Consider the following 20,348-nt stretch of genomic DNA (forward strand, 5'->3'; position numbering starts at 1 on the left):
CTCCGGCGGCGCGATTGCGTTCAATGTGGCGGTCTGACAAGCGGGACGGGGCGGGATGACGAGACTGGTTCTGATCATGCTGGTGCTGGGACAGTTCGCTGGTGTGCCTCTGGCGATGGCGCAGACCGCCCCCAAGCAGAGCATGGCCAAGCGCGCCGATGCTTGCGCGCCGATCGGACGCACCGAGGACGGCAAGCTGGTCTATGCGATGAAATGCGAGAGCATCCCGAAGCCGGTCGCTCCCGCCGCCCCGCCACAGGCGGCCGCCCAGCCGTCGGAGCCGGCTGCGGAACCAGAGCCCGAGACCCAGCGGAGCGGCCTGTTCGGCTGGTCGTATGATCGCCGACCCAAGCCATAGCGCAGCCGTTTCCCCAGACCGCCTCATTCGCCGAACTTCTCCTGCAACTGCGGAAACAGCCGGTCCGGCTTGAACGGCGCGGCCGTGAAGCGGATGCCGGTCGCGGCGCGGATCGCGTTACCGAGCGCGGCGGCGACCGGATTGTACGGGCTCTCGCTCATCGACTTCGCCCCCAGCGGGCCGATCGTGTCGTGGGTATCGGCGAACAGCACCTCGGTGCGCGGAACGTCGGCATAGGACGGCAGATGATAGTCGCGGAAGCGCGGATTGATCACGCGGCCGGTGTCGTCGATCACGATCTCCTCGTACAGCGCGGCGCCGAGCGCTTGCGCCACGCCGCCCTCGATCTGGCCGCGGCACTGCATCGGGTTGGCGACCTGGCCGGCGTCCGCGGCCTGGACGCTCTTGAGGATCCTGACCTCTCCGGTCCCCTTGTTCACGGCGACACGAAAACCCTGGACGTTGAACGCGACCGAGCGCGGCGTGCCCTGCGAATTACCGCTCGCGGTGAGCGGCGCGCCGCTGGCCTTGGCGAGTTCGGCGAAAGCGAGACGATGTGCGCCACAGGTGATTGCATCATCGGCGATCACGCAGGCGCCGGGAGCGACGTTCCACCTGTCGGAGGCGAACCGCTTGATCGTCTCGGCCAACGCCTCCGCCGCCGCCTGGGTCGCGCGTCCCGCGACGAAGGTGCCGGTCGAGCCATAGGCGCCCGTGTCGTGGCCGCCATGGGCGGTGTCGGACTGTCTGAGGCTGATGCGATCGACGGTGGTACCGAGCACGGTCGCGGCGATCTGGCGATGCACCGTGCTGGTGCCGTTGCCGAACTCGGCGGTGCCGACGGTGAGCACGAAGCCGCCGTCGTCGCGCAGGCTGATCACGGCGTCGGCGAAGTGGCCGTCGGGCGGCACGGTGTCGATCATCGTCAGCGCGATGCCGTCGCCCTTCAGCCACTCGGCCGACAGCTCCGGCGTCGGCGTGGCCTCGGCCATGGCGCGCTCGACCAGATCGAGGCACTGGTCGAGCCCGTAGGAGCCGTACAGCACGTCGCTATGCCCGGATGCCGGCGGCGCCAGCATGGGATATCCGGGCCTGATGATGTTGCGGCGTCGCATCTCGAACGCGTCGATGCCGAGCTGCCGCGCAAGCTCGTCGATCGCGGCTTCGACCGCGAAGGTGGTTTGCGGCAGGCCGTAGCCGCGATAGGCGCCGGCCGGCACCGTGTTGGTATAGACGGCGATCCCGTCGACCTTCTTGTTCGGACAATTGTACACCGAGATCGACTCGGCGCAGGCATGGAACAGCACGGGCCCGGCGTGATTGCCATAGGCGCCGGTGTTGGAGAGCACGTCGAGCTGCAGCGCCGTCAGCTTGCCATCCTTGTCGGCCCCGGCCTTGACGGTGACGCGCATCGGATGCCGCGTCGAGGTGGCGATGAACTGCTCCTCCCGGGTGAATTCGAGCTTCACCGGCCGCCTTGTCTTCAGCGCCGCCAGCACTAGGATATCCTCGACGAACATCTCCTGCTTGCCGCCGAAGCCGCCGCCGACGCGCTCGCAGAACACGCGCACCTTGTCGGGCTTGAGGTCGAAGATCTCGCACAGCGCCCGCTTCGTCAGGAACGGCACCTGTGTGCTGGAACGCAGGGTGAGCACGCCGTCGTCGTCGAGCCAAGCGAGACCGCCATGCGTTTCCAGCGCGGCGTGCTGCACGCGCTGCGTGGTGAAGGTGCGTTCATAGCTCGCGGCGGCCGACGCCAGCGCGGCGGCGACGTCGCCGAACTCGCCGTGGGTCTCGGCGACGATGTTGCGGCCGACGTCGGCGATGCGATGTTCGCTGCCGCGGCCGGCGTGAATGATCGGCGCACCGGGCGTAATCGCGTCAGCGGGATCGACCACGGCAGGCAGGATCTCGTAGTCGACGACGAGGCGCCGGCAGGCCTCTTCGGCCGCGGCCTCGGTCTCGGCGACGACGGCCGCGACCTTCTGGCCGATGAAGCGGACGACGTCGTCGAGCACGCGGGTGTCCGCCGGATCCATCCAGGCCTGCTCATGGCGCGCGGTCGAGAACAGCGTCGCCGGCGCATCCTCGTGCGTCAGCACGGCATGCACGCCAGGTACTGCCAGCGCGGCCCTCTTGTCGATGCCGACGATGCGCGCATGCGCGTGCGGCGAGCGCGCGAGCTTGACGTGCAGCAGGCCGTCGATCGTGGTATCGAAAGTATAGCGCGCCCGGCCGCGCACCACGTCGGGGCCGGCGGGGGCGGGCAGGCTGCGCCCGAAGGCTTCGCCGGCCGCGACCTGCTCGACATGAACGCGGCCGAGCAGTGCGTCCTCGATGGCGCGATAGCCGGTGCACCGGCACAGATTGCCCTTCAGCGCCGCGCCGAGATCCTTCTTCTGGGCCTGGTTCAGCGAGGCGCAGGTGACGATCATTCCGGCGGTGCAGAAGCCGCATTGAAACGCCTGCGCATCGAGGAAGGCCTGCTGCATCGGATGCAGGTCGTCATCGGCGGCGAGACCTTCCACGGTCGTGACCGCCTTGCCCTCGGCGCGAAAGGCGGGGATCAGGCAGCTATGCACCGGTTCGCCGTCGAGCAGCACGGTGCAGGCACCGCAGTCGCCGGCGTCGCAGCCCTTCTTGACGCCGAAATGGCCGGTGTCGCGCAGAAGGGTCCGCAGGCATTGTCCGGCGCGCGGCGCGGTGTCGACTTCCCTGCCATTGACGATCACGCTCATGGCCTGAAGTCCGCGAGCTCGGCGCGAATCTCCTCAGCGAGGCGCAGGGTCATCGCCTTGCGCCAGGCAGGCTTGCCATGAACATCGTCGTGGTACGACGCATCTGGAATTTCGACGAGCAGGCCGGCGCGCAACGTGGTCGCGTCGGGCATGCTGGCAAAGCGCAGTTGCTGCGGCCTGATCGTCGATCCGGTCACGGTGAGCAGCAGGTCGCCGTCGCGGCCCGACGTGCCGATCAGCAGTGCGCCGGAGCGCCCGACCGGCGTCAGCGCGATCTGGCGGAAAGCGCCGCGGCGCTTCAGCGCGGCCAGCGGAATGTCGATCTGCCGCAGCAGATCGCCGGGCGCGAGCACGTTGCTGTTGTTGCCGGTGACGAAATCGGCGACGGGGACGCGCTGCTCGCCGCCGTCATTCTTCCATATCAAGCAAATGCCCTCGAGCGCGGCGAGCAGCGAGATCATCGGCCCGGCCGGCAGCGACATGCAGAGATTGCCGCCGACGGTCGCCGTCTTCCAGATCTTGAACGAAGCCAGGAACGCGCGGCAGCATTGATCGATCAACGGCGCCGCGACCCACTCGGCCGGGCAGGACAGCCCGTCCAGCGCGGCGACGCTGCAGGTCGCGGCGATGCACAGGCCCTGATCGCTGATGCCGAGAGGCGTCCAGGCGAGATCGCTGAGATCGATCAGCCGCGACAGGCGCGCCTGCGGTTCCGAGAACAGCCACGTGCCGCCGGCCAGCCAGGCGTCGCCTGCCTGCCAGGCGGGCAGTTCGGCCCGCGTTCTCGGGCGCACGACCTCCGTGATGGTGTTCAGGTCCATGGTGATGCCAGCTCGTGGGCGCAGCCTGTCGCGGGTGGAATCCTTGCAAGACCAGCGCCAACTGGCAATAGGATGACGCTGGCCTTCCGCTTGCAAGCTACCGGCACATGCAAGCGCCCAATCACCGAGACGAGGCAGCCATGAGCACGACGCCGATCTGGATCAAGGACCCGCTCGCCATTCTCGCCGAGGGCGCCACGCGCGGTGTCGTCGTCAAGGACGGTCGCATCGTCGAGCTGGTGCCTGCCGGTGCCGAGCCGGCGACTGCGGGCGCGGTGGCCTATGATGCGAGCGCGCATGTCGTCATCCCTGGTCTGATCAACACGCACCATCACTTCTACCAGACGCTGACGCGCGCGCTGCCGGCTGCGATGGACCGCGAGCTGTTCCCCTGGCTCAAGGCGCTCTATCCGATCTGGGCGAAGCTGACGCCGGAGGCACTGGATGCGGCGGTCACGGTCGCGATGGCCGAACTGATGCTGTCGGGCTGCACGACCACGACCGATCATCACTACGTTTTCCCCGCCGGGCTCGAAGATGCCGTCGGCATCGAGGTCGCGGTGGCGAAGCGGCTCGGCATCCGTGTGCTGCTGACCCGCGGCTCGATGAACCTGTCGGAGCGCGACGGCGGACTGCCACCGGACAGCGTGGTGCAGGACGAGGACACGATCCTCGCCGACAGCGCGCGCGTGGTCACGACCTATCACGAGCGCGGACCCGATGCGATGGTGCAGATCGCGCTGGCGCCGTGCTCGCCGTTCTCGGTGACGGGATCGCTGATGCAGAAGACCGCTGCGCTTGCCGATAAGCTCGACGTGCGGCTGCACACGCATCTCGCCGAGACGGAGGATGAGAACCGCTTCTGCGAGCAGATGTTCGGCTGCCGTCCGCTGGACTATCTCGAGAAGAACGGCTGGCTCGGCCCGCGCACCTGGCTGGCGCACGGCATCTTCTTCAATGCCGAGGAGATGAAGCGGCTCGGCAAGGCCAGGACCACGATCAGCCATTGCGCCTGCTCGAACCAGTTGCTTGCCTCCGGCTGCTGTCCGGTGTGCGAGATGGAGGAGGCGGGCGTCGGGATCGGCCTCGGCGTCGACGGCTCGGCGTCGAACGACGGCTCCAACCTGATGCAGGAGGTTCGTGCCGCATTCCTGCTGCAGCGGGCGCGCTATGGCGTTGGCCGGATCAGCCACAAGGATGCGCTGCGCTGGGCGACCAAGGGCTCGGCCGCCTGCGTCGGCCGGCCAGAGCTCGGCGAGATCGCGCTGGGCAAGGCCGCCGACCTCGCGCTGTTCAAGCTCGACGGGCTGCGCTTCTCGGGTGCAGGCGATCCGATCGCGGCGCTGGTGCTATGCGGCGCGCACCGCGCCGATCGCGTCATGGTCGGCGGCCGTTGGACCGTGGTCGACGGCGCAATTCCGGGACTGGACGTCGGCGGGCTGATCGATCGGCACAGCGCGGCAGCCAGGGCCATGCGGGGAGGGTGAAGCGCGCAGCGTTGGAAAATATTCGCTCGAGAACTCTCCCCGACTTGTGGGGGAGAGTTCTAGCGGTGTACTGCGTCTACTTGCCCGGCACCTTGTCGTCGACGCCCTTGACGTAGAAGTTCATGCCGAGAATCTGTCCATCGGCGAGATGGTCGCCGCCCTTGCACTCGATCTCCTTGCCATCCTGGCCGAGCACGGGGCACTTGAACGGGTGCAGCTTGCCGGCGGTGATCGCGGCCTGCGTCTCCTCGGCCAGCTTCTTCACGTCGTCAGGCATGTTGGTATAGGGCGCCATCTCGAACATCTTGGAATCGAGGCCGCCCCAGGTGTCCTCCGATTTCCAGGTGCCGTCGAGCTCGGCCTTGACGCGCGCGATGTAGTAGGGGCCCCAGGTGTCGAGGATCGAGGTGAGCTGCGCCTTGGGGCCGAACTTGATCATCTCGGAGTCCTGGCCGAAGGCGAGCTTGCCGCGCTCGGCCGCGATCTGCATGGCGGCCGGGCTGTCGGTGTGCTGCATGATGATGTCGGCGCCCTGGTCGATCAGCGCCTTGGCGGCGTCGGCTTCCTTGCCGGGGTCGAACCAGGTGTTGGCCCAGATGATCTTGACCTTGATGTTCGGATTGACCGTCTGCGCGCCGATGATCGTGGCGTTGATGCCCGAGATCACCTCGGGGATCGGGAACGAGCCGATATAGCCGAGCACGCCTGCCTTCGACATCTTGCCGGCGATGATGCCCTGGATGTAGCGGCCCTGATACCAGCGCGCCGAATAGGTCGACATGTTCTTGTCGCGCTTGTAGCCCGTGGCATGCTCGAAATGCACGTTGGGATACTTCTTGGCGACCTTCAGGGTCGGATCCATGTAGCCGAACGAGGTCGTGAAGATCAGCTTGTTGCCGGCGCGGACCAACTGCTCGATGGCGCGCTCGGCGTCCGGGCCTTCCGGTACGTTCTCCAGATAGGTCGTCTCGATCTTGTCGCCGAGCTCCTTCACCAGCGCCTGGCGCGCGAGCTCATGCTGATAGGTCCAGCCGAGGTCGCCGATCGGTCCGAGATAGATGAAGCCGACCTTCAGCTTGTCGGCGGCGTGCGCCACGCCGGCGATGCTTCCCGCCAGTACCAGCGCAACGGCAGCCCCCAGAAGCCTTTTCATCATCGTCCATGCCTCCAAACAATCGGGGGAAACCTCGTGAGCCAGAGCGCCGCGCCCCATCGCTGGCGCTCCGGATGATTGCTTCAGCGATCCGGCACGAACACCGTCCCCAGCGCCGCCGGCGCAGTGGAGCCGCCGGTGCGGGCGCGCGACAGCAGCACCAGCACGATCACCGTGGCGAGATAGGGCAGCGCCGACATGAACTGCGAGGGGATGCCCACGCCCGCACCCTGCGCATGGAGCTGCAGGATCGTCACCGCGCCGAACAGATAGGCGCCGACGACAAGGCGGCCCGGTCGCCAGGATGCAAACACGACCAGCGCCAGCGCGATCCAGCCGCGTCCCGCGGTCATGCCGGGAATGAAGAAAGGCGTATAGGCCAGCGGCAGATAGGCGCCGGCGAGCCCGGCGCAGCCGCCGCCGAACAGCACCGCGAGCAAACGGATGCGCAGCACGGGATAGCCGAGCGCGTGGGCGGAGACATGGTTGTCGCCGCAGGCGCGCAGCACCAGGCCGGCACGGGTGCGGTACAGGAACCACCAGACGGCGATGATCAGCGCGAGCGACAGATAGACGAACGCGTCCTCGCCGAACAGGATGCGGCCGACCAGCGGAATGTCGCTGAGGCCGGGAATGGAGAGGTGCGGCGCGGTGCCGATGCGCTCGCCGACGAAGCGCGCGCCGATCAGGCCGGAGAGACCGATGCCGAGGATAGTCAGCGCGAGGCCCGTGGCCACCTGATTGACGGCGAGGCCAAGGGTCATGAACGCGAAGATCAGTGACATCAGCATGCCGGCGACGATGCCGCACAATGCGCCGACGACGATCGAGCCGGACAGCCAGGCCCCGCCGAAGCCGCAGGCCGCGCCGACGATCATCATGCCCTCGACGCCGAGGTTGAGCACGCCCGAGCGCTCGGTGACCAGCTCACCGGTGGCCGCCAGCAGCAGCGGCGTCGATGCGGCGAGCACCGACAGGATGATTGCTTCAACCAGCACCACTTTGCACCTGCCGCGCGGCGAAGACGAGCTTGAAACGGTAGAGGATGAGGGAATCGCAGGCGAGCACGTAGAACAGCAGGATGCCCTGGAACACCTTGGTCACATCGAGTGGAATCTTCATCGTGATCTGGGCCTGCTCGCCGCCAATGAACGTCAATGCGAGGAAGAGCCCTGCAATGAATATTCCAACTGGATTGAGCCGCCCCAGGAAGGCCACGATGATCGCGGTGAAGCCATAGCCCGGCGAGATGCCTGGTTGCAGATGTCCGATGGGGCCCGCCACCTCGATGATCCCTGCGAGACCGGCCAATGCGCCGGACACCGCGAATGTCAGGAGGATGAGCTGGTTGGCGTTGAAGCCGCCGAAGCGTGCCGCGCGGGGGGCCGCGCCGACGACGCGGATCTCGAACCCCTTGATGGTGCGCTCGAGCAGCACGAAGGCGCCTGCAACGACGAGCAGCGCGATGACGCTGCCGAGATGCAGGCGTCCGCCCTCGATCAGCACCGGCACAGTGGCGACCGGGTCGAACTCCGCCGTGGTGGGGAAGTTGAAGCCGGCGGGATCGCGCCAGGGGCCGCGGACGAGATAGTCGAGCAGGAGATCGGCGACATAGACCAGCATCAGGCTGGTGAGGATCTCGCTGGCGCCGAACTTGACGCGGCACAGCGCCGGGATCAGCGCGTAGAGGGCGCCGGCTGCGGCGCCTGCGACCAGCATCGCCGGCAGCACCCAATGTCCGGCCTCGGTGCCTTGCGTCTTGACCGCGATCCAGCTGCCGGCAACGGCGCCGATCAGGAACTGGCCTTCGGCGCCGATGTTCCAGGCGTTGGCGAGGTAGCACAGCGACAGACCGATCGCGATCATCACCAATGGCGTCGCTTTCACCGCGATCTCCTGCAGCGAATAGCCGTCGGTGAGCGGCGCGACGAAGTAGACGCCGAGCGCGGTGATCGGGTTCTTGCCGAGCACGGCGAACAGCACGCTCATCGTGACGAGTGTCAGTCCGATCGCGATCAGCGGCGAAACCAGCGCGATGGTGCGCGAACGCTCGGCGCGCTTCTCAAGCACGAGCTGCATGCGCCGCCTCCTTCTCGAGACTGGCGCCGCCCATCAACAGGCCGAGCCTCTCCCGCGTGGCCTCGGCGCGCGGCAGCGCCTCCGACAAGTGTCCATGAAACATCACCGCGATGCGGTCGGCGATCTCGATCAGTTCGTCGAGGTCCTGGCTGGTGACGAGGACGGCAGCGCCGGCGCTGGCGAGATCGATCAGCGCCTGGCGGATGATCGCGGCGGCGCCGGCGTCGACGCCCCAGGTCGGCTGGTTGACGACCAGCACCGCCGGCGTGCGCAGGATCTCGCGGCCGACGACGAACTTCTGCAGGTTGCCGCCGGACAGGCTCGCCGCTTCCGGATCCCGCTTGGCCTTGCGGACGTCGAATGTCTCGGTCGTCAGATCGACCGTCCGCAACGTCGCGGCCGCGTTGATGAAGCCGTGCCGGACCATGTCGCTCGCGGCGTGTCCGGTCAGCAGCGCGTTCTCGGACAGCCGCATCCGCGGCGCGGTGCCGTGCCCCAGCCGCTCCTCCGGCACGAACGCCGCGCCCATCTTGCGCCGTTGGGTGATCGAGAGATTTCCGCAGGCGAGGCCGTCGATGATGATCGTGCCGGGCTCCTTGACGAGGCGTTCGCCGGACAGCGCAGCAAACAGCTCGTCCTGGCCGTTGCCGGCGACACCGGCGATGCCGAGGATCTCGCCGCCCTTGAGCTCGAAGGAAATGTTCTTGAGAGCCACGCCATGAAGCTCGCCCGGGGCGAGGGTGAGATCATTGACGACCAGACGCGGCACGGTGGTGTGCCGCTCGGCCGGCGGCTTCACCTCCTTGATCTCGGTGCCCACCATCATGCGGGCCAGCGAGGCAGCCGTCTCCAGCTTCGGATTGCAGGTCGCGACCTTCCTGCCGCCGCGAAGGATGGTGGCGGTGTCGCACAGCCGCTTCACCTCTTCCAGCTTGTGGCTGATGTAGAGAACAGCGCGGCCTTCCGCTTTCAGGCGCTCCAGGACGACGAACAGTTGGTCGGCCTCCTGCGGCGTCAGCACGGCGGTGGGCTCGTCCAGGATCAGGAATTTCGGATTCTGCATCAGCGCGCGCACGATCTCGATGCGCTGCCGCTCGCCGACCGACAATTGCCATACCTCGCGCTTCGGATCCAGCGGCAGGCCATAATCGCGCGCGACATCCGCGAGCCGCGCCGACATGGCCTTGAACGGCTCCTTGCCGTCGAGCCCGAGCGCCACGTTCTCGGCCACGGTGAGGTTGTCGAACAGAGAGAAATGCTGAAACACCATGCCGATGCCGAGGGATCGCGCTTCGGCCGGGCCGGACAGCTGGACCGGCTCACCCTGCCAGCGCAACTCGCCGGCGCTCGGCTGCACCAGTCCATAGATCGTCTTCACCAGGGTCGATTTCCCCGCACCGTTCTCGCCGAGCAGGGCGTGAATCTCGCGTGGCCGGATCTCGATGTCGATCTTGTCGTTGGCAACGAAGTCGCCATAGCGCTTGGTCAATCCGACCGTCTGCAGGAGCGGAGGCGTAGATTTCGGATCGACCGGCGCTGGGTCAGGCATTTGCTGCGTCATGGGGCAGGGGGAATGAAGCTGCCTCAATTGTGATCTAATTCGCCGCGGCGCGTAAGAGGCGAAAAGCGCCATCCTTTGCCCAACTCTTGTCCAACGGTTCATCCGCGGAGACCGGCGAATGCAGCGCGCCGTCGGTTGCAGGCATCGCAGGCCGCAATCGAGTCGAGCGCAGCGCCCCATGAAGTTCTGTGGCACTTCTGCGACACTGGCCGGGAAATCGATCCGGTCGCAGCAGGCTGCACGTTGGATGAGCAGCGTCATGCAATGCGCGTCCAATGGCGCGCTTGCGCTCACGGGTGATCGCGAAATCGTGCGAGAGGCCAGGCGACGCTTTTCGGAAAAACTTCAGCAATGTGAAGCAGCAAGATCGTGATCCGGGAGCGTCGCGGCCGCGGCCAATCGTCCCATGGTCGCGCCCGCGACCGCCACCGTCGACGCCGCAATACGGCATAACCTTGATCAAACTGCGGGCAAGTCCTGGAGAAAGTTGAGGCTTCTCCGGCCGGTGGAACGGCGCAACTGTGGATGCAAGTCGGGAATCTGCGCTTGTCAACTGGGGGTGTTCGGAATGTCGTTTCGTCAAATAATCGCGGCGGCCGTCGCGCTGGGCGCGGTCGCACTGACGTCAATCGGTGTCGCTGGGGCCGCTGATCTGCCTGCCAAGGCGGTCGCGAAAAAGGCCCCGGCCGAGGTGCCGTTCTTCCTCGTCGTCGACAATCGCGTCAGCTACTCCTACATCTTCGATGCCAGCCAGCCTGGTGCATGGAGCGTGAACGGCAACGGCACATTCAACGCCAAGACCGCCAAGCAGGTCTACTCGTTCACCCATTTCGACGTCTGGGGCTACGGCACCAACTTCTTCACGATCTCGCTGTTCAAGTCGGACCACAACGATCCCGCCGGGCCGTGCACGCAGACCGGCGGCATCGTCTCGCCCAACGCCGGCTTCGCGTTCACGCCGGCGAGCTGCGCCGGCGCGACCGAGATCTACGGCCTGTTCCGCTCGACCTTCGGCTGGAATCAGATATTCAACACCAAGGCCTTCACCATGGGCCCGCTGCAGAACATCTCGTTCGAGGTGGGCATGGATGCCAACACGGAGAATCGCTATTTCGGCGCCGCCAAGCGCGACGTGGTGGCCGGCCTGCAGTTCGCGTTCAACCTGCCCTACAAGGGCTATTTCAACGTCGCTCCCCTGATGTATTGGGAGTTCGCCAACCACAACTCGTTCTCACAATGCGGCGCCGGCTGGTCGAACCCCTGCATTACTGACGGCAATACCTCGTTCAAGCCGACCTGGGCGGTCGAGACCAACTACTACATGGATCTCGGTTTCCTGCCCGGGAGCATGCAGTTCTTCTCGATCTCGGGCCGCGCCGGCTGGTACGGCAAGAAGGGCACCGACACCGAGCCGCTCCCGGCGAGCGTCGCGAACGGCGTCTATCCGACGAAGGTCGAGTTCAACTCCGAGCCGATCCGCCTGACCTTCGACGCGTCGAAGGCGATGTGGGGCGAGAAGCAGAGCCACATGATCGACGTCTGGGTGGCCTATCGCTACTGGCAGAACAAGTTCGGCCTCGACCACAACAACGCGGTCGGCTGTTCCGTCGCCGGCGTCGGCGGCACCCGCGTCGCCACGGGCGCCTGCACCGAGTCGTCGCTGTATTCAGGCGTGACCGTGAAGTTCTGATATCGACCGAGCCACGCAAGCAGGCGCCGCGCCTCCGGTCGCGGCGCCTGCTTCATTTGTCCCAGGCTCCCTCATGCAGCGTCGCGGCTTCGTCCTCCAGCAGGGGGCCGACGACTTGGGTCGCACGCTGGCCGCTCGCGAACACGTCGCGGCAGGGCAGGTCGAGGGTCGGGTTCTCCGGATGGTTGCCGGTGAGGTCGCGCAGCCGCCCTTCGCTCAGCCCATAGACCACGCGTCCGATGCCCGCCCAGTAGATCGCGCCCGCGCACATCGCGCATGGCTCGGCCGACGAATACAGGGTGGCAGCCGCTCTGATTTCGGGCGCAATCGAAATGCAGGCCTGGGTCGCGGCCAGCCGCTCGGCATGCGCCGTGGCGTCATGTGCCGGCATATAGCCGTTCTCGGCCTCGATCAGAACGCGGCCGTCGGCCGCGATGAGCACGGCTCCGAACGGATGATTGCCGTTGGACGTCGCACGGCGCGCGATGGCGAAGCTGTGGCGCAGGAAATGTGCGTCCCGGTCTTGTGCGTCGGCCTGCCTCTGTCCGTCTCTTGCCTGATCTGCCGGTCCCATCGCCACTCTGCTCCGTTGCGGGTCGGGGGATCCTGCGCCGGCGCGGAGACGTCCGCAACCGCGGGAACTGATGGCCCGCGGCTCGCGTTTCCCGGCGCACGAGTGCGGAGAGCGGGCAGGCGACATGGCGGCAAACGCGGATTCCAGGGTGGCCGTCTATGCGGCGCTTGCCGGCAATCTGCTCGTGGCCTGCACCAAGATCGCCGCGGCGATCTGGACCGGCAGCTCGGCCATGATGAGCGAGGCGATCCACTCCGTCGTCGACACCTCGAACGAGCTCCTGCTGCTCTACGGCTTTCATCGCGCGAGCCGTCCGCCCGACCGACGGCATCCGCTCGGGCATGGTCGTGAGCTCTACTTCTGGAGCTTCATCGTTGCGCTGCTCTTGTTCGCGCTCGGCGCCGGCGTCTCGCTGTACGAAGGCGTGGCGCATCTGATGCATCCGCTGCCGATCGAAGACCCGACGGTGAACTATATCGTGCTCGGGCTCTCCTTCGTGTTCGAGGCAGGCTCCTGGTGGGTGGCGGTGCGACGCTTTCGTGCGGCGGCCCCGGGGCTCTCCTATCTCGAGGCGTTCAAGCGCAGCAAGGACCCGCCGGCCTTCATGGTCGTGTTCGAGGACAGCGCGGCCCTGATCGGCATCGTCATCGCCGCTGCCGCGACGGCTGCGGCGGTTGCCTTCGAGGAGCCGGCATGGGACGGCATCGGATCGATCCTGATCGGCCTGCTGCTTGCGGCGACCTCGATGGTGCTCGCGCGGGAGAGCAAGAGCCTCCTGATCGGCGAGCCCGCGGATCCGGAGCTGGCGTCCTCGATCCTCGACATCGCCCGCAGGAGGAAAGGCGTCAAGTCGGCCAACGGCCTGCTCACGGTGCAGCTGTCGCCGCAGCAGGTCGTCGTCGCGCTGAGCATCGAGTTTGCGGACGATCAGCGCGCCGACGATATCGAGCGGGCCGTCGTGGCAATCGAAAGCGAGCTGAGGGCGCGGCATCCGATCGTCGCGGCGCTGTTCGTCAAGCCGCAGACCGGCGCCCGCTATCAGGAAATGCGTGAGAGCCTGCTGCAAGATGGTTCGGCTTCGGCGTGAGATTGGCGGCTCAGCGGTCAGACGTCGCCGTTTCGTGCAGGCGAATGGTCGAGCCATGAGATGCTGGAGCCTGAGCCGCGCACAGCGCTCCTAGGGCGGTGTCCGCGCGGCCAGCGGTGCGCTCAAGAGTACGATCACCAGCAGCGCGGCCAACATCCAGAACGCGGCCGGGAGGCTCGTGGCCGCGGCGACGAACCCGATGCCGGCCGGTCCGAGCAGCACGCCGGAGTAGCCTGCGGTGGTGACGGCAGCGACGGCCAGCCCGACCGGCATCGCGGTCTGCGCCCCGGCCCGGCGGAACAGCACCGGGACGAGGTTCGACGCGCCCAGGCCGATCAGCGCAAAGCCCGCCATGGCAGCAGCAACCAAGGGAGCCGTGAGCAGCAGGACGAAGCCGGCGATCGCGATCGCGCTGCCCCCCAGCAGCGTTGCGCGATCACCGATCCGGGCAACCACGGCATCCCCGACGAGGCGCCCGGCGGTCATTGCGATCGAGAACATGATGTAGCCCAGTCCGGCCTGTGCGGCCGGCAGGCGCCCGGAACCGGCGAGCAGCAGCGCGCTCCAGTCGAGCATCGCGCCTTCGACCAGGAACATGATCGCCGCGAGCGCTGCCAGCAGCAGCACCGCGCCATGGGGAAGCACGAGCAGAGGCCCCGTTTGCGCGGGCTTGCTCGCCATCAGTCGTGGGGCAGCGACGATCATCGCGGCCAAGGCGAGTGCGCAGCAGGCCAGCGTGCCGAGCAGCGGCGCGACGTCGAACGCAAGCAGCGCGGTCATGACGCCGGAGCCCGCGAAGCCGCCGATGCTGAACTGGGCATGGAAACCCGACATCAGCGGACGCTCGCTCAGCCGCTCGACGTCGATCGCCTGGATGTTCACGGCGACGTCGAGCGAGCCCAGCGCCGCTCCGAAGGCGAACAATGCGAGCGCAAGCGTCGCTGGCGTTGCGGCGATCGCCAGCAGCGGCAGGAACAGCGCGAGAGCGATGCCGCTGACGACGACGACAGGCTTGCTGCCATAGCGGGCGCTCAGCAGTCCGGCGGCCAGCATCGATGCGACCGAGCCCACGCCGAGCGAGAGCAGCAGCAGGCCGAGCGTCGCATCGTCGACGACGAGCCGCTGCTTGGCAAACGGCACCAGCGGTGCCCAGCAGGCGATGCCGAAGCCGGCGACGAAAAAGGCCAGGCGGGTCGCGAGCCGCGCCGCGCTGTGATCAGAACTCATTTGGAAGATTCCTGACTTTCTGAAAGGCGCTGTCACACCGGCGGAGCGGCCGTCACGATGGTCGCTCCCGCCCGTTTGAGCAGGGCAAGTCGAGCCGCCGGCGCATCATGCTCGACGGTGAGCTGGCTGATCGTCTTGGCGCCGGCGACACGGTGAGGCGCTCGGGTCTCGAGCTTCTCGTTGGTGACCATTGCGACGCTGACGCGGCTCAGCGACAGCAGCGTCCGCTTGAACGCTGCGTCGGTCGGATCAATCGCGCTGATGCCGCCTTGCGCCGACACGGCGCAGGCGCCGATGAAGCAGCGGTCGATGTTCAAGCGCTGCATCTGCATGAGGGCGTCGGCGTCGACACAGCCGCCGACTGCGGGGTGAACGGAGCCGCCGATCATGATCAGTTGCAGGTCCTGCCGATGCAGCACGGTTGCGGCAATGTCGATGGCGTTCGTTGCGACGGTGAGATCGAAATCATCGGGCAGGACCTCAGCGAGCGCGAGGTTGGTGCTGCCACTATCGAGGAAAAGAAATTCGCCACGCGCGATGCCGCGGGCGGCTGTCCGGGCGAGCGCCAGCTTGCGTTCGCGATCCTGCCCGATCCGCGCCGCCATCGGGGTCATGCCGCCAGCGATCGGCAATGCGCCGCCGTACACCCGGCGGCAGCGTCCTTCGGCGGCAAGCGCGCGAAGATCGCGCCGGATCGCATCCTCGGAGACGCCGAATTCATGGGCCAGGGCGGCCGCGATGACCGCGTGCCCTGTAGCGAGGCGGCCGGCGATCTGGTCGCGACGCGCCAGTGGAAGGTCTGACATGCCTCCTCATATCAGGCAGGAACAAGAATAACAACGTGCATAATCGTGCACGATGCAATTTGTTGTTTGCGCGGCCAGCTGGGCATGTCATTGCCAGATGTCGAACTGTTCGGGAGCAGGACGTGACCGCCGTCGATTCGTCAGCAACGCCGGCCTTTGTCGCCGTCGACTGGGGCACCTCCAGTTTCCGTGCCTGGCTAATGGCAGGAGACGGCACGGAGCAGGCGGAGAGCCGTGGTGGCGAGGGCATGCTGCATTGCGCGACATCGGGCTTTGCGCCGGTGCTGCGCGATCATCTGGCGCAACTCGGCGCGCCGGCCGATGTTCCGGTGCTGATCTGCGGCATGGCCGGCGCCCGGCAAGGCTGGGTCGAGGCGCCGTATCTGCACACGCCGACCCGGCTGGAGGCGTTGTACGCCGGCGCGATCGGCGTCGACACCGAGGGCGACGTCAGAATCCTGCCGGGACTGGCGCAGGCGCGGGCGAATCAGCCGGACGTGATGCGCGGCGAGGAAACCCAGCTGCTGGGGGTCACCGAGTCGGACTTTACAGGGATCGTCTGCATTCCGGGCACTCACAGCAAATGGATCCGGATCGATGCGGGCACTGTGATCGATTTTGCCACCTACATGACTGGCGAGCTGTTCGCTGTCGTCTCTCAGCATAGCATTTTGACGCATGCGGTCGAACCGGAGGCCTCGACCGTCGAGCACGACGCGGCGTTCCGCGAGAGCTTCGCAGCGTCGCTTGCCGCGCCGACGGCGTTGACCAATGCGCTGTTCCGGCTGCGCGCAGCTCAGCTCCTTGGCTTCGAGCAGCGGGCCGATGGAGCTGCAAGGCTTTCCGGGCTTCTGATCGGCAGCGAGATCGCCGACGCGCGGGCTCGGCTCGGCGTCGAGCTTCCGCTGCGGTTGATCGGAGCGGGGCGGCTCGGCCGGCTCTATCGCGCGGCGCTGGACGCTGCGGGTTTCGACGTGAACGAATGTGATGCCGAGCAGGCGTCCCGGCGCGGCCTGGTCAAGGCCGCGCGGCAGATCTGGGGAGCGCGTTTCCGACCATGACAAAGTCCGTTGCCTGGCCGCACGTCAAGCGGTCGCTCGTCGCGATCCTGCGCGGCATCAAGCCCGACGAGGCCGAGGCCATCGTCGACGTCCTGATCGAAGCCGGTTTCGAGCTGATCGAGGTTCCCCTCAACTCGCCGGAACCGTTCGTCTCGATCGAGCGTCTCGCCACCCGGTTCGGCAAGCTCTGCATGATCGGTGCAGGGACGGTCGTCAATGCCGCAGATTGCGTGCGGGTCGCCGAAGCCGGCGGGCGTCTGATGGTCAGCCCGAACGTCGATGTCGAAGTGCTGGCGACCGCGCAGGCCTACGACATGGTGACCATGCCCGGCGTGTTCACGCCGAGCGAAGCGTTTCTCGCACTGCGCTGCGGCGCCTCGGCGCTGAAATACTTTCCGGCCTCAGTGCTCGGTCCGTCGGGAATTGCCGCGCAACTTGCCGTCCTGCCGAAGGGCGTCGTGGTTGGCGCCGTCGGCGGCGTGTCGGACAGCAATCTCGCCTCCTATGCTGCAGCCGGTGTGCGGGCCTTCGGACTGGGCTCGAGCCTGTACAAGCCGGGCATGAGCGCGAGTGATGTACGGCAGACCGCCGCCGCTTCGGTGCGTGCCTATGACGGGGCCATCGCAGCCGCGGGCTGAGTTGGTCCACGCTCCGTGATGGTCTCGTGCTGCTGTCCGGCGAGCGTCGCGACAGCCTTCGTCACCGTAACGGCCGGCTGGTTGTCTCGGTGACGGCGTGGACGATCCGGCGCAAGCTGCGCGTCGTGGCAACGGCCCGCAAAGTTGCGGGCCATTGCGATATGGCTCGGCCGCAGGCTCCGCGCGTCAGCTGGCGGCGGCGTTGATCTCCGGCGATTCGCCTTCCTCCGCAGACTGGGTGAACGCCTGCAGCGCGTCGGCCATCTGCATGCGGCCGCCGACGCCGGTGATCACGACGTCGACCATCGTGAACGACGAGTGGAAGTGGCCGTGGGCCTTGAGCTGCCCAACCGGCACGCCGGCGGCGGCGAGCGCTTCCGCATAGGCGACACCCTCGTCGCGCAGCGGATCGAACTCGCAGGTGACGATGTAGGCCGGCGGCAGGCCGCTGAGCTGACCACGCAGCGGCGACACCCGTGGATCGGTACGATCCGCCGGCGAGCAATAGATGTCCCAGAACCAGAACATCAGCCCGCGCGTCAGGAAGTAGCCGGCGGCATTCTCGGCGTAGGACGGCCGATCGAAGCTGCAATCGGTCACCGGGCAGACCAGCAGCTGCCCGCCGATCGCAGGCCCACCGCGATCCCGCGCGAGCTGGCAGGTGACGGCTGCGATGTTGCCGCCGGCGCTCCAGCCGGCCACCAGCACCGGTCCGTCGCGTCCGCCGAGCTCGGCGGCGTGCTCGGCGACCCAGCGCGCCGCTGCATAGCCGTCCTCGGCCGCCGCCGGGAAGCGGTGCTCGGGCGCGTGGCGGTAGTTCACGCTGACGAAGATCATGTTGGAGCGGCGGCACATGTCGCGGCAGAACGGATCGTCCGACTGCTCGTCGCCGAGCACCCAGCCGCCGCCATGGAAATACACGACGATCGGATGCGGCCCGGGCGTGGCCGGACGGTAGAGGCGGTAGGCAAGAGGGCCCTCGGCGCCTTGCAGAGTGCCGTCCTTGACCTCGCCCACGGGGCGGCCCGGCGGTCGGGCCTTGTTGAATTCGGCGACGAAGTCGCGTGCGCCTTGCGCGCCCATCGATTCGATCGGCGGCAGGTTCATCTCGGTGAGCATGTTCAGCACCAGCCGCACATCCGGCTGCAGCTTCACGATCTCGCCGTCGTTGCACTGGCTCGCACCGTTCGGGCCCGTGAGCTTGAAGCCGAGCATGCCGCGGCTGACGACCTCGTTGCAGATGCCGCGATAGGGCCCGACGCCGCCGGTGTATGGCATCAGCGTCTGCGGCTTGCCCGGCACGTTGGCGCCTGTGTACCAGGTGTTGGCGAGCCGGTGCAGCGTGACCGTCGAGCAGTCCGCCATGTGGCGCATCCAGCCGGCCTGCGCGGTCTCGGTCGGCTCGATGGTGGTGAAGCCGGCGTCGCGCATCGCGGCGAGACGATCGACCACGAAGTCGACATGCTGCTCGATCGACACCGCCATGTTCGACAGCACCGATGGACTACCGGGACCGGTGATCAGGAACAGGTTGGGGAAGCCGGCGACGGTCAGTCCGAGATAGCTCTCCGGGCCATCAGCCCAGCTGTCGTCGAGCGACTTGCCGCCGCGGCCCTTGATCGGATGCACGGCACGGATCGCGCCGGTCATGGCGTCGAAGCCGGTCGCGAACACGATGACATCAATGTCGAAGCTGCGCTTGTCGGTTGTGATCGCGCCAGCGGTGATCGAGGCGATCGGCTCCTTGCGCAGGTTCACCAGCGTCACGTTCGGGCGGTTGAACGTGGCGTAGTAGTTGGTGTCCAGGCACGGCCGCTTGGCGCCGAACGGATGGTCGTGAGGCGTGAGCGCCTCGGCCGTCTCCGGGTCCTTGACGATCTCGCGGATCTTCTCGCGGATGAGGTCAGCGAGCAGCGCGTTGCCGTCGGCATCGACGCCCTGGTCGGCCCAGAGCTGCGTCAGCATGCCGACGAGATCGCCGGAGGCCCACATCTTCTCGAAGCGCTCGCGGCGCTCGGCCTCGCTCAGCGCCCAGCTGAACTCGGTGGCCGGCGGGATCGGCACGCCGGTCATCGACCAGCGTGCCTGCTCGCGCAGCCCCTTGCGATCCTCCGCGAGCTGCGCGGCGCGATCGGCCGGGAGCGGACCGTTATGCGCCGGCAGCGCGAAATTCGGCGTGCGCTGGAACACCGTGAGCTGCGCGGCCTGCTCGGCGATGATCGGGATCGACTGGATGCCGGACGAGCCGGTGCCGATCACGGCCACGCGCTTGCCGCGGAGGTCCACGCCATCATGCGGCCAGCGGCTGGTGAAGTAGATCTCGCCCTTGAAGTCGTGCACGCCGTCGATCTCCGGCGGCTTCGGCTGCGACAGGCAGCCGGTCGCCATGATGTAGTGGCGGCAGGACACGGCAGGGCCGTGGTCGGTCGTCAGCAGCCAGCGCTCCCTGGCCTCATCCCAGGCGGCGCCGAGCACGCGGGTGCCGAAGCGGATGTCGCGGCGCAAATCGTAGCGATCGGCGACGAAGCCGAGATAGCGCAGGATCTCCGGCTGGGTGGCGTATTTCTCCGACCACTGCCAGGCCTTTTCGAGCTCGGGATCGAAGGTGTAGCTGTAGTCGACGGTCTGGATGTCGCAGCGCGCGCCGGGATAGCGGTTCCAGTACCAGGTGCCGCCGACGTCGTTGGCCGTATCCAGAGCGACGGTCGAGAAGCCCGCCTTGCGCAGACGGTGCAGCAGGTAAAGCCCTGCAAATCCGGCCCCCACGACGGCGACATCGACCGTCTGCGTTTCACCGCCCGACGCCTCCGACGCGCGTGTCTCGACAATCCCGTCTGACATGCTGACCTCCCGATGATTTTGTGATTGGAGGAAAGGCTAGCTCTGCTCGCATGGTTTGTCAGCAGCCAAAACAACGATCTGCGGTTGTTGCAGTGCGGACCGTGCAGCGCGGCAGGTATGCCAGGCGCTGATTTTGCATCGCCGGTCAAAAGGCCGCGACGGAGTGGACAAGACCCTGAGAAAGCGACAGAAAGCCACCCTGCCGCGTCGCATTCACCAAGTTTCAA

16 protein-coding genes are annotated in these 20,348 nt (G+C 67.0%); 6 read left to right on the plus strand and 10 right to left on the minus strand.

Annotated elements, in window-relative coordinates:
* Positions 1-55: 55 nt before the first annotated feature.
* Positions 56-358 carry a hypothetical protein gene (locus ACQR10_RS20665; RefSeq protein WP_316217583.1) on the plus strand — a complete coding sequence of 101 codons (303 nt, stop codon included), beginning with the start codon at positions 56-58 and terminating at the stop codon, positions 356-358.
* 23 nt (positions 359-381) lie between these two features.
* On the opposite strand, the gene ACQR10_RS20670 is transcribed toward ACQR10_RS20665, so the two are convergent.
* A complete protein-coding gene (locus tag ACQR10_RS20670) occupies positions 382-3,096 on the minus strand; it encodes a molybdopterin-dependent oxidoreductase (protein WP_434863844.1) in 2,715 nt (904 codons plus the stop codon).
* Complete coding sequence (locus ACQR10_RS20675; RefSeq protein WP_316217581.1) at positions 3,093-3,917, minus strand: FAD binding domain-containing protein; 825 nt, start codon at positions 3,915-3,917, stop codon at positions 3,093-3,095. Before ACQR10_RS20675 ends, ACQR10_RS20670 begins: the two co-directional genes overlap by 4 nt.
* A 140-nt stretch (positions 3,918-4,057) precedes the next feature.
* On the opposite strand from ACQR10_RS20675, the gene ACQR10_RS20680 reads away from it, so the two are divergent.
* On the plus strand, positions 4,058-5,404 hold the full coding sequence (locus ACQR10_RS20680; protein WP_316217580.1) for an 8-oxoguanine deaminase: 1,347 nt from the start codon (positions 4,058-4,060) through the stop codon (positions 5,402-5,404).
* Between the two features lie 76 nt (positions 5,405-5,480).
* Here ACQR10_RS20680 and ACQR10_RS20685 read toward each other — a convergent pair whose 3' ends face one another.
* From ACQR10_RS20685 to ACQR10_RS20700, 4 genes are all read right to left on the minus strand, one after another.
* Complete coding sequence (locus ACQR10_RS20685; protein ID WP_315804403.1) at positions 5,481-6,560, minus strand: BMP family ABC transporter substrate-binding protein; 1,080 nt, start codon at positions 6,558-6,560, stop codon at positions 5,481-5,483.
* Between the two features lie 80 nt (positions 6,561-6,640).
* Positions 6,641-7,558 (minus strand): ABC transporter permease, encoded by a 918-nt coding sequence (locus ACQR10_RS20690; protein ID WP_316177890.1) that lies wholly within the window; start codon positions 7,556-7,558, stop codon positions 6,641-6,643.
* Positions 7,545-8,636, minus strand: coding sequence for an ABC transporter permease (locus ACQR10_RS20695; RefSeq protein ID WP_316177891.1), 1,092 nt, complete (start codon positions 8,634-8,636; stop codon positions 7,545-7,547). Before ACQR10_RS20695 ends, ACQR10_RS20690 begins: the two co-directional genes overlap by 14 nt.
* Entirely contained in the window at positions 8,620-10,185 is a 1,566-nt protein-coding gene (locus ACQR10_RS20700) for an ABC transporter ATP-binding protein (RefSeq protein WP_316177892.1), read from the minus strand. Before ACQR10_RS20700 ends, ACQR10_RS20695 begins: the two co-directional genes overlap by 17 nt.
* A 580-nt stretch (positions 10,186-10,765) precedes the next feature.
* Here ACQR10_RS20700 and ACQR10_RS20705 point away from each other — a divergent pair.
* Positions 10,766-11,887, plus strand: a complete 1,122-nt coding sequence (locus ACQR10_RS20705) for a hypothetical protein (protein ID WP_316217579.1) — start codon at positions 10,766-10,768, stop codon at positions 11,885-11,887.
* Between the two features lie 52 nt (positions 11,888-11,939).
* Here ACQR10_RS20705 and ACQR10_RS20710 read toward each other — a convergent pair whose 3' ends face one another.
* On the minus strand, positions 11,940-12,461 hold the full coding sequence (locus tag ACQR10_RS20710; protein WP_434912055.1) for a nucleoside deaminase: 522 nt from the start codon (positions 12,459-12,461) through the stop codon (positions 11,940-11,942).
* Between the two features lie 124 nt (positions 12,462-12,585).
* Here ACQR10_RS20710 and ACQR10_RS20715 point away from each other — a divergent pair, with 124 nt between their 5' ends.
* Positions 12,586-13,548: a cation diffusion facilitator family transporter gene (locus tag ACQR10_RS20715; RefSeq protein ID WP_316217578.1), complete on the plus strand. Its 963-nt coding sequence runs from the start codon at positions 12,586-12,588 to the stop codon at positions 13,546-13,548.
* A gap of 90 nt (positions 13,549-13,638) precedes the next feature.
* Here the strand turns inward: ACQR10_RS20715 and ACQR10_RS20720 are convergent, their stop codons facing one another.
* Positions 13,639-14,775: an MFS transporter gene (locus ACQR10_RS20720; protein WP_316217577.1), complete on the minus strand. Its 1,137-nt coding sequence runs from the start codon at positions 14,773-14,775 to the stop codon at positions 13,639-13,641.
* 32 nt (positions 14,776-14,807) lie between these two features.
* The gene (locus ACQR10_RS20725; protein WP_315804410.1) at positions 14,808-15,581 is read right to left on the minus strand and encodes a DeoR/GlpR family DNA-binding transcription regulator; all 774 of its coding nucleotides are present in this window, start codon (positions 15,579-15,581) and stop codon (positions 14,808-14,810) included.
* A gap of 200 nt (positions 15,582-15,781) precedes the next feature.
* Between ACQR10_RS20725 and ACQR10_RS20730 the strand changes: the two genes are divergently transcribed.
* On the plus strand, positions 15,782-16,642 hold the full coding sequence (locus tag ACQR10_RS20730) for a 2-dehydro-3-deoxygalactonokinase (RefSeq protein WP_410051443.1): 861 nt from the start codon (positions 15,782-15,784) through the stop codon (positions 16,640-16,642).
* Positions 16,639-17,280 (plus strand): 2-dehydro-3-deoxy-6-phosphogalactonate aldolase, encoded by a 642-nt coding sequence (locus ACQR10_RS20735; protein ID WP_434912056.1) that lies wholly within the window; start codon positions 16,639-16,641, stop codon positions 17,278-17,280. The genes ACQR10_RS20730 and ACQR10_RS20735 overlap by 4 nt, the downstream gene beginning before the upstream one ends.
* Positions 17,281-17,466: 186 nt before the next feature.
* Here ACQR10_RS20735 and ACQR10_RS20740 read toward each other — a convergent pair whose 3' ends face one another.
* The gene (locus ACQR10_RS20740; protein WP_316217575.1) at positions 17,467-20,121 is read right to left on the minus strand and encodes a flavin-containing monooxygenase; all 2,655 of its coding nucleotides are present in this window, start codon (positions 20,119-20,121) and stop codon (positions 17,467-17,469) included.
* Positions 20,122-20,348: the final 227 nt, after the last annotated feature.

Origin of the sequence: Bradyrhizobium sp. HKCCYLRH2060, assembly GCF_051168135.1 — a bacterium.
Taxonomy (GTDB): Bacteria; Pseudomonadota; Alphaproteobacteria; order Rhizobiales; family Xanthobacteraceae; genus Bradyrhizobium.

Excerpts from the sequence above, each read along its gene's own strand:
- ACQR10_RS20665 (WP_316217583.1), top strand. The coding sequence starts at position 56 with ATGACGAGACTGGTTCTGATCATGCTGGTGCTGGGACAGTTCGCTGGT.
- ACQR10_RS20670 (WP_434863844.1), bottom strand. The coding sequence starts at position 3,096 with ATGAGCGTGATCGTCAATGGCAGGGAAGTCGACACCGCGCCGCGCGCC.
- ACQR10_RS20675 (WP_316217581.1), bottom strand. The coding sequence starts at position 3,917 with ATGGACCTGAACACCATCACGGAGGTCGTGCGCCCGAGAACGCGGGCC.
- ACQR10_RS20680 (WP_316217580.1), top strand. The coding sequence starts at position 4,058 with ATGAGCACGACGCCGATCTGGATCAAGGACCCGCTCGCCATTCTCGCC.
- ACQR10_RS20685 (WP_315804403.1), bottom strand. The coding sequence starts at position 6,560 with ATGATGAAAAGGCTTCTGGGGGCTGCCGTTGCGCTGGTACTGGCGGGA.
- ACQR10_RS20695 (WP_316177891.1), bottom strand. The coding sequence starts at position 8,636 with ATGCAGCTCGTGCTTGAGAAGCGCGCCGAGCGTTCGCGCACCATCGCG.
- ACQR10_RS20700 (WP_316177892.1), bottom strand. The coding sequence starts at position 10,185 with ATGCCTGACCCAGCGCCGGTCGATCCGAAATCTACGCCTCCGCTCCTG.
- ACQR10_RS20705 (WP_316217579.1), top strand. The coding sequence starts at position 10,766 with ATGTCGTTTCGTCAAATAATCGCGGCGGCCGTCGCGCTGGGCGCGGTC.
- ACQR10_RS20710 (WP_434912055.1), bottom strand. The coding sequence starts at position 12,461 with ATGGGACCGGCAGATCAGGCAAGAGACGGACAGAGGCAGGCCGACGCA.
- ACQR10_RS20715 (WP_316217578.1), top strand. The coding sequence starts at position 12,586 with ATGGCGGCAAACGCGGATTCCAGGGTGGCCGTCTATGCGGCGCTTGCC.
- ACQR10_RS20720 (WP_316217577.1), bottom strand. The coding sequence starts at position 14,775 with ATGAGTTCTGATCACAGCGCGGCGCGGCTCGCGACCCGCCTGGCCTTT.
- ACQR10_RS20725 (WP_315804410.1), bottom strand. The coding sequence starts at position 15,581 with ATGTCAGACCTTCCACTGGCGCGTCGCGACCAGATCGCCGGCCGCCTC.
- ACQR10_RS20730 (WP_410051443.1), top strand. The coding sequence starts at position 15,782 with ATGGCAGGAGACGGCACGGAGCAGGCGGAGAGCCGTGGTGGCGAGGGC.
- ACQR10_RS20735 (WP_434912056.1), top strand. The coding sequence starts at position 16,639 with ATGACAAAGTCCGTTGCCTGGCCGCACGTCAAGCGGTCGCTCGTCGCG.
- ACQR10_RS20740 (WP_316217575.1), bottom strand. The coding sequence starts at position 20,121 with ATGTCAGACGGGATTGTCGAGACACGCGCGTCGGAGGCGTCGGGCGGT.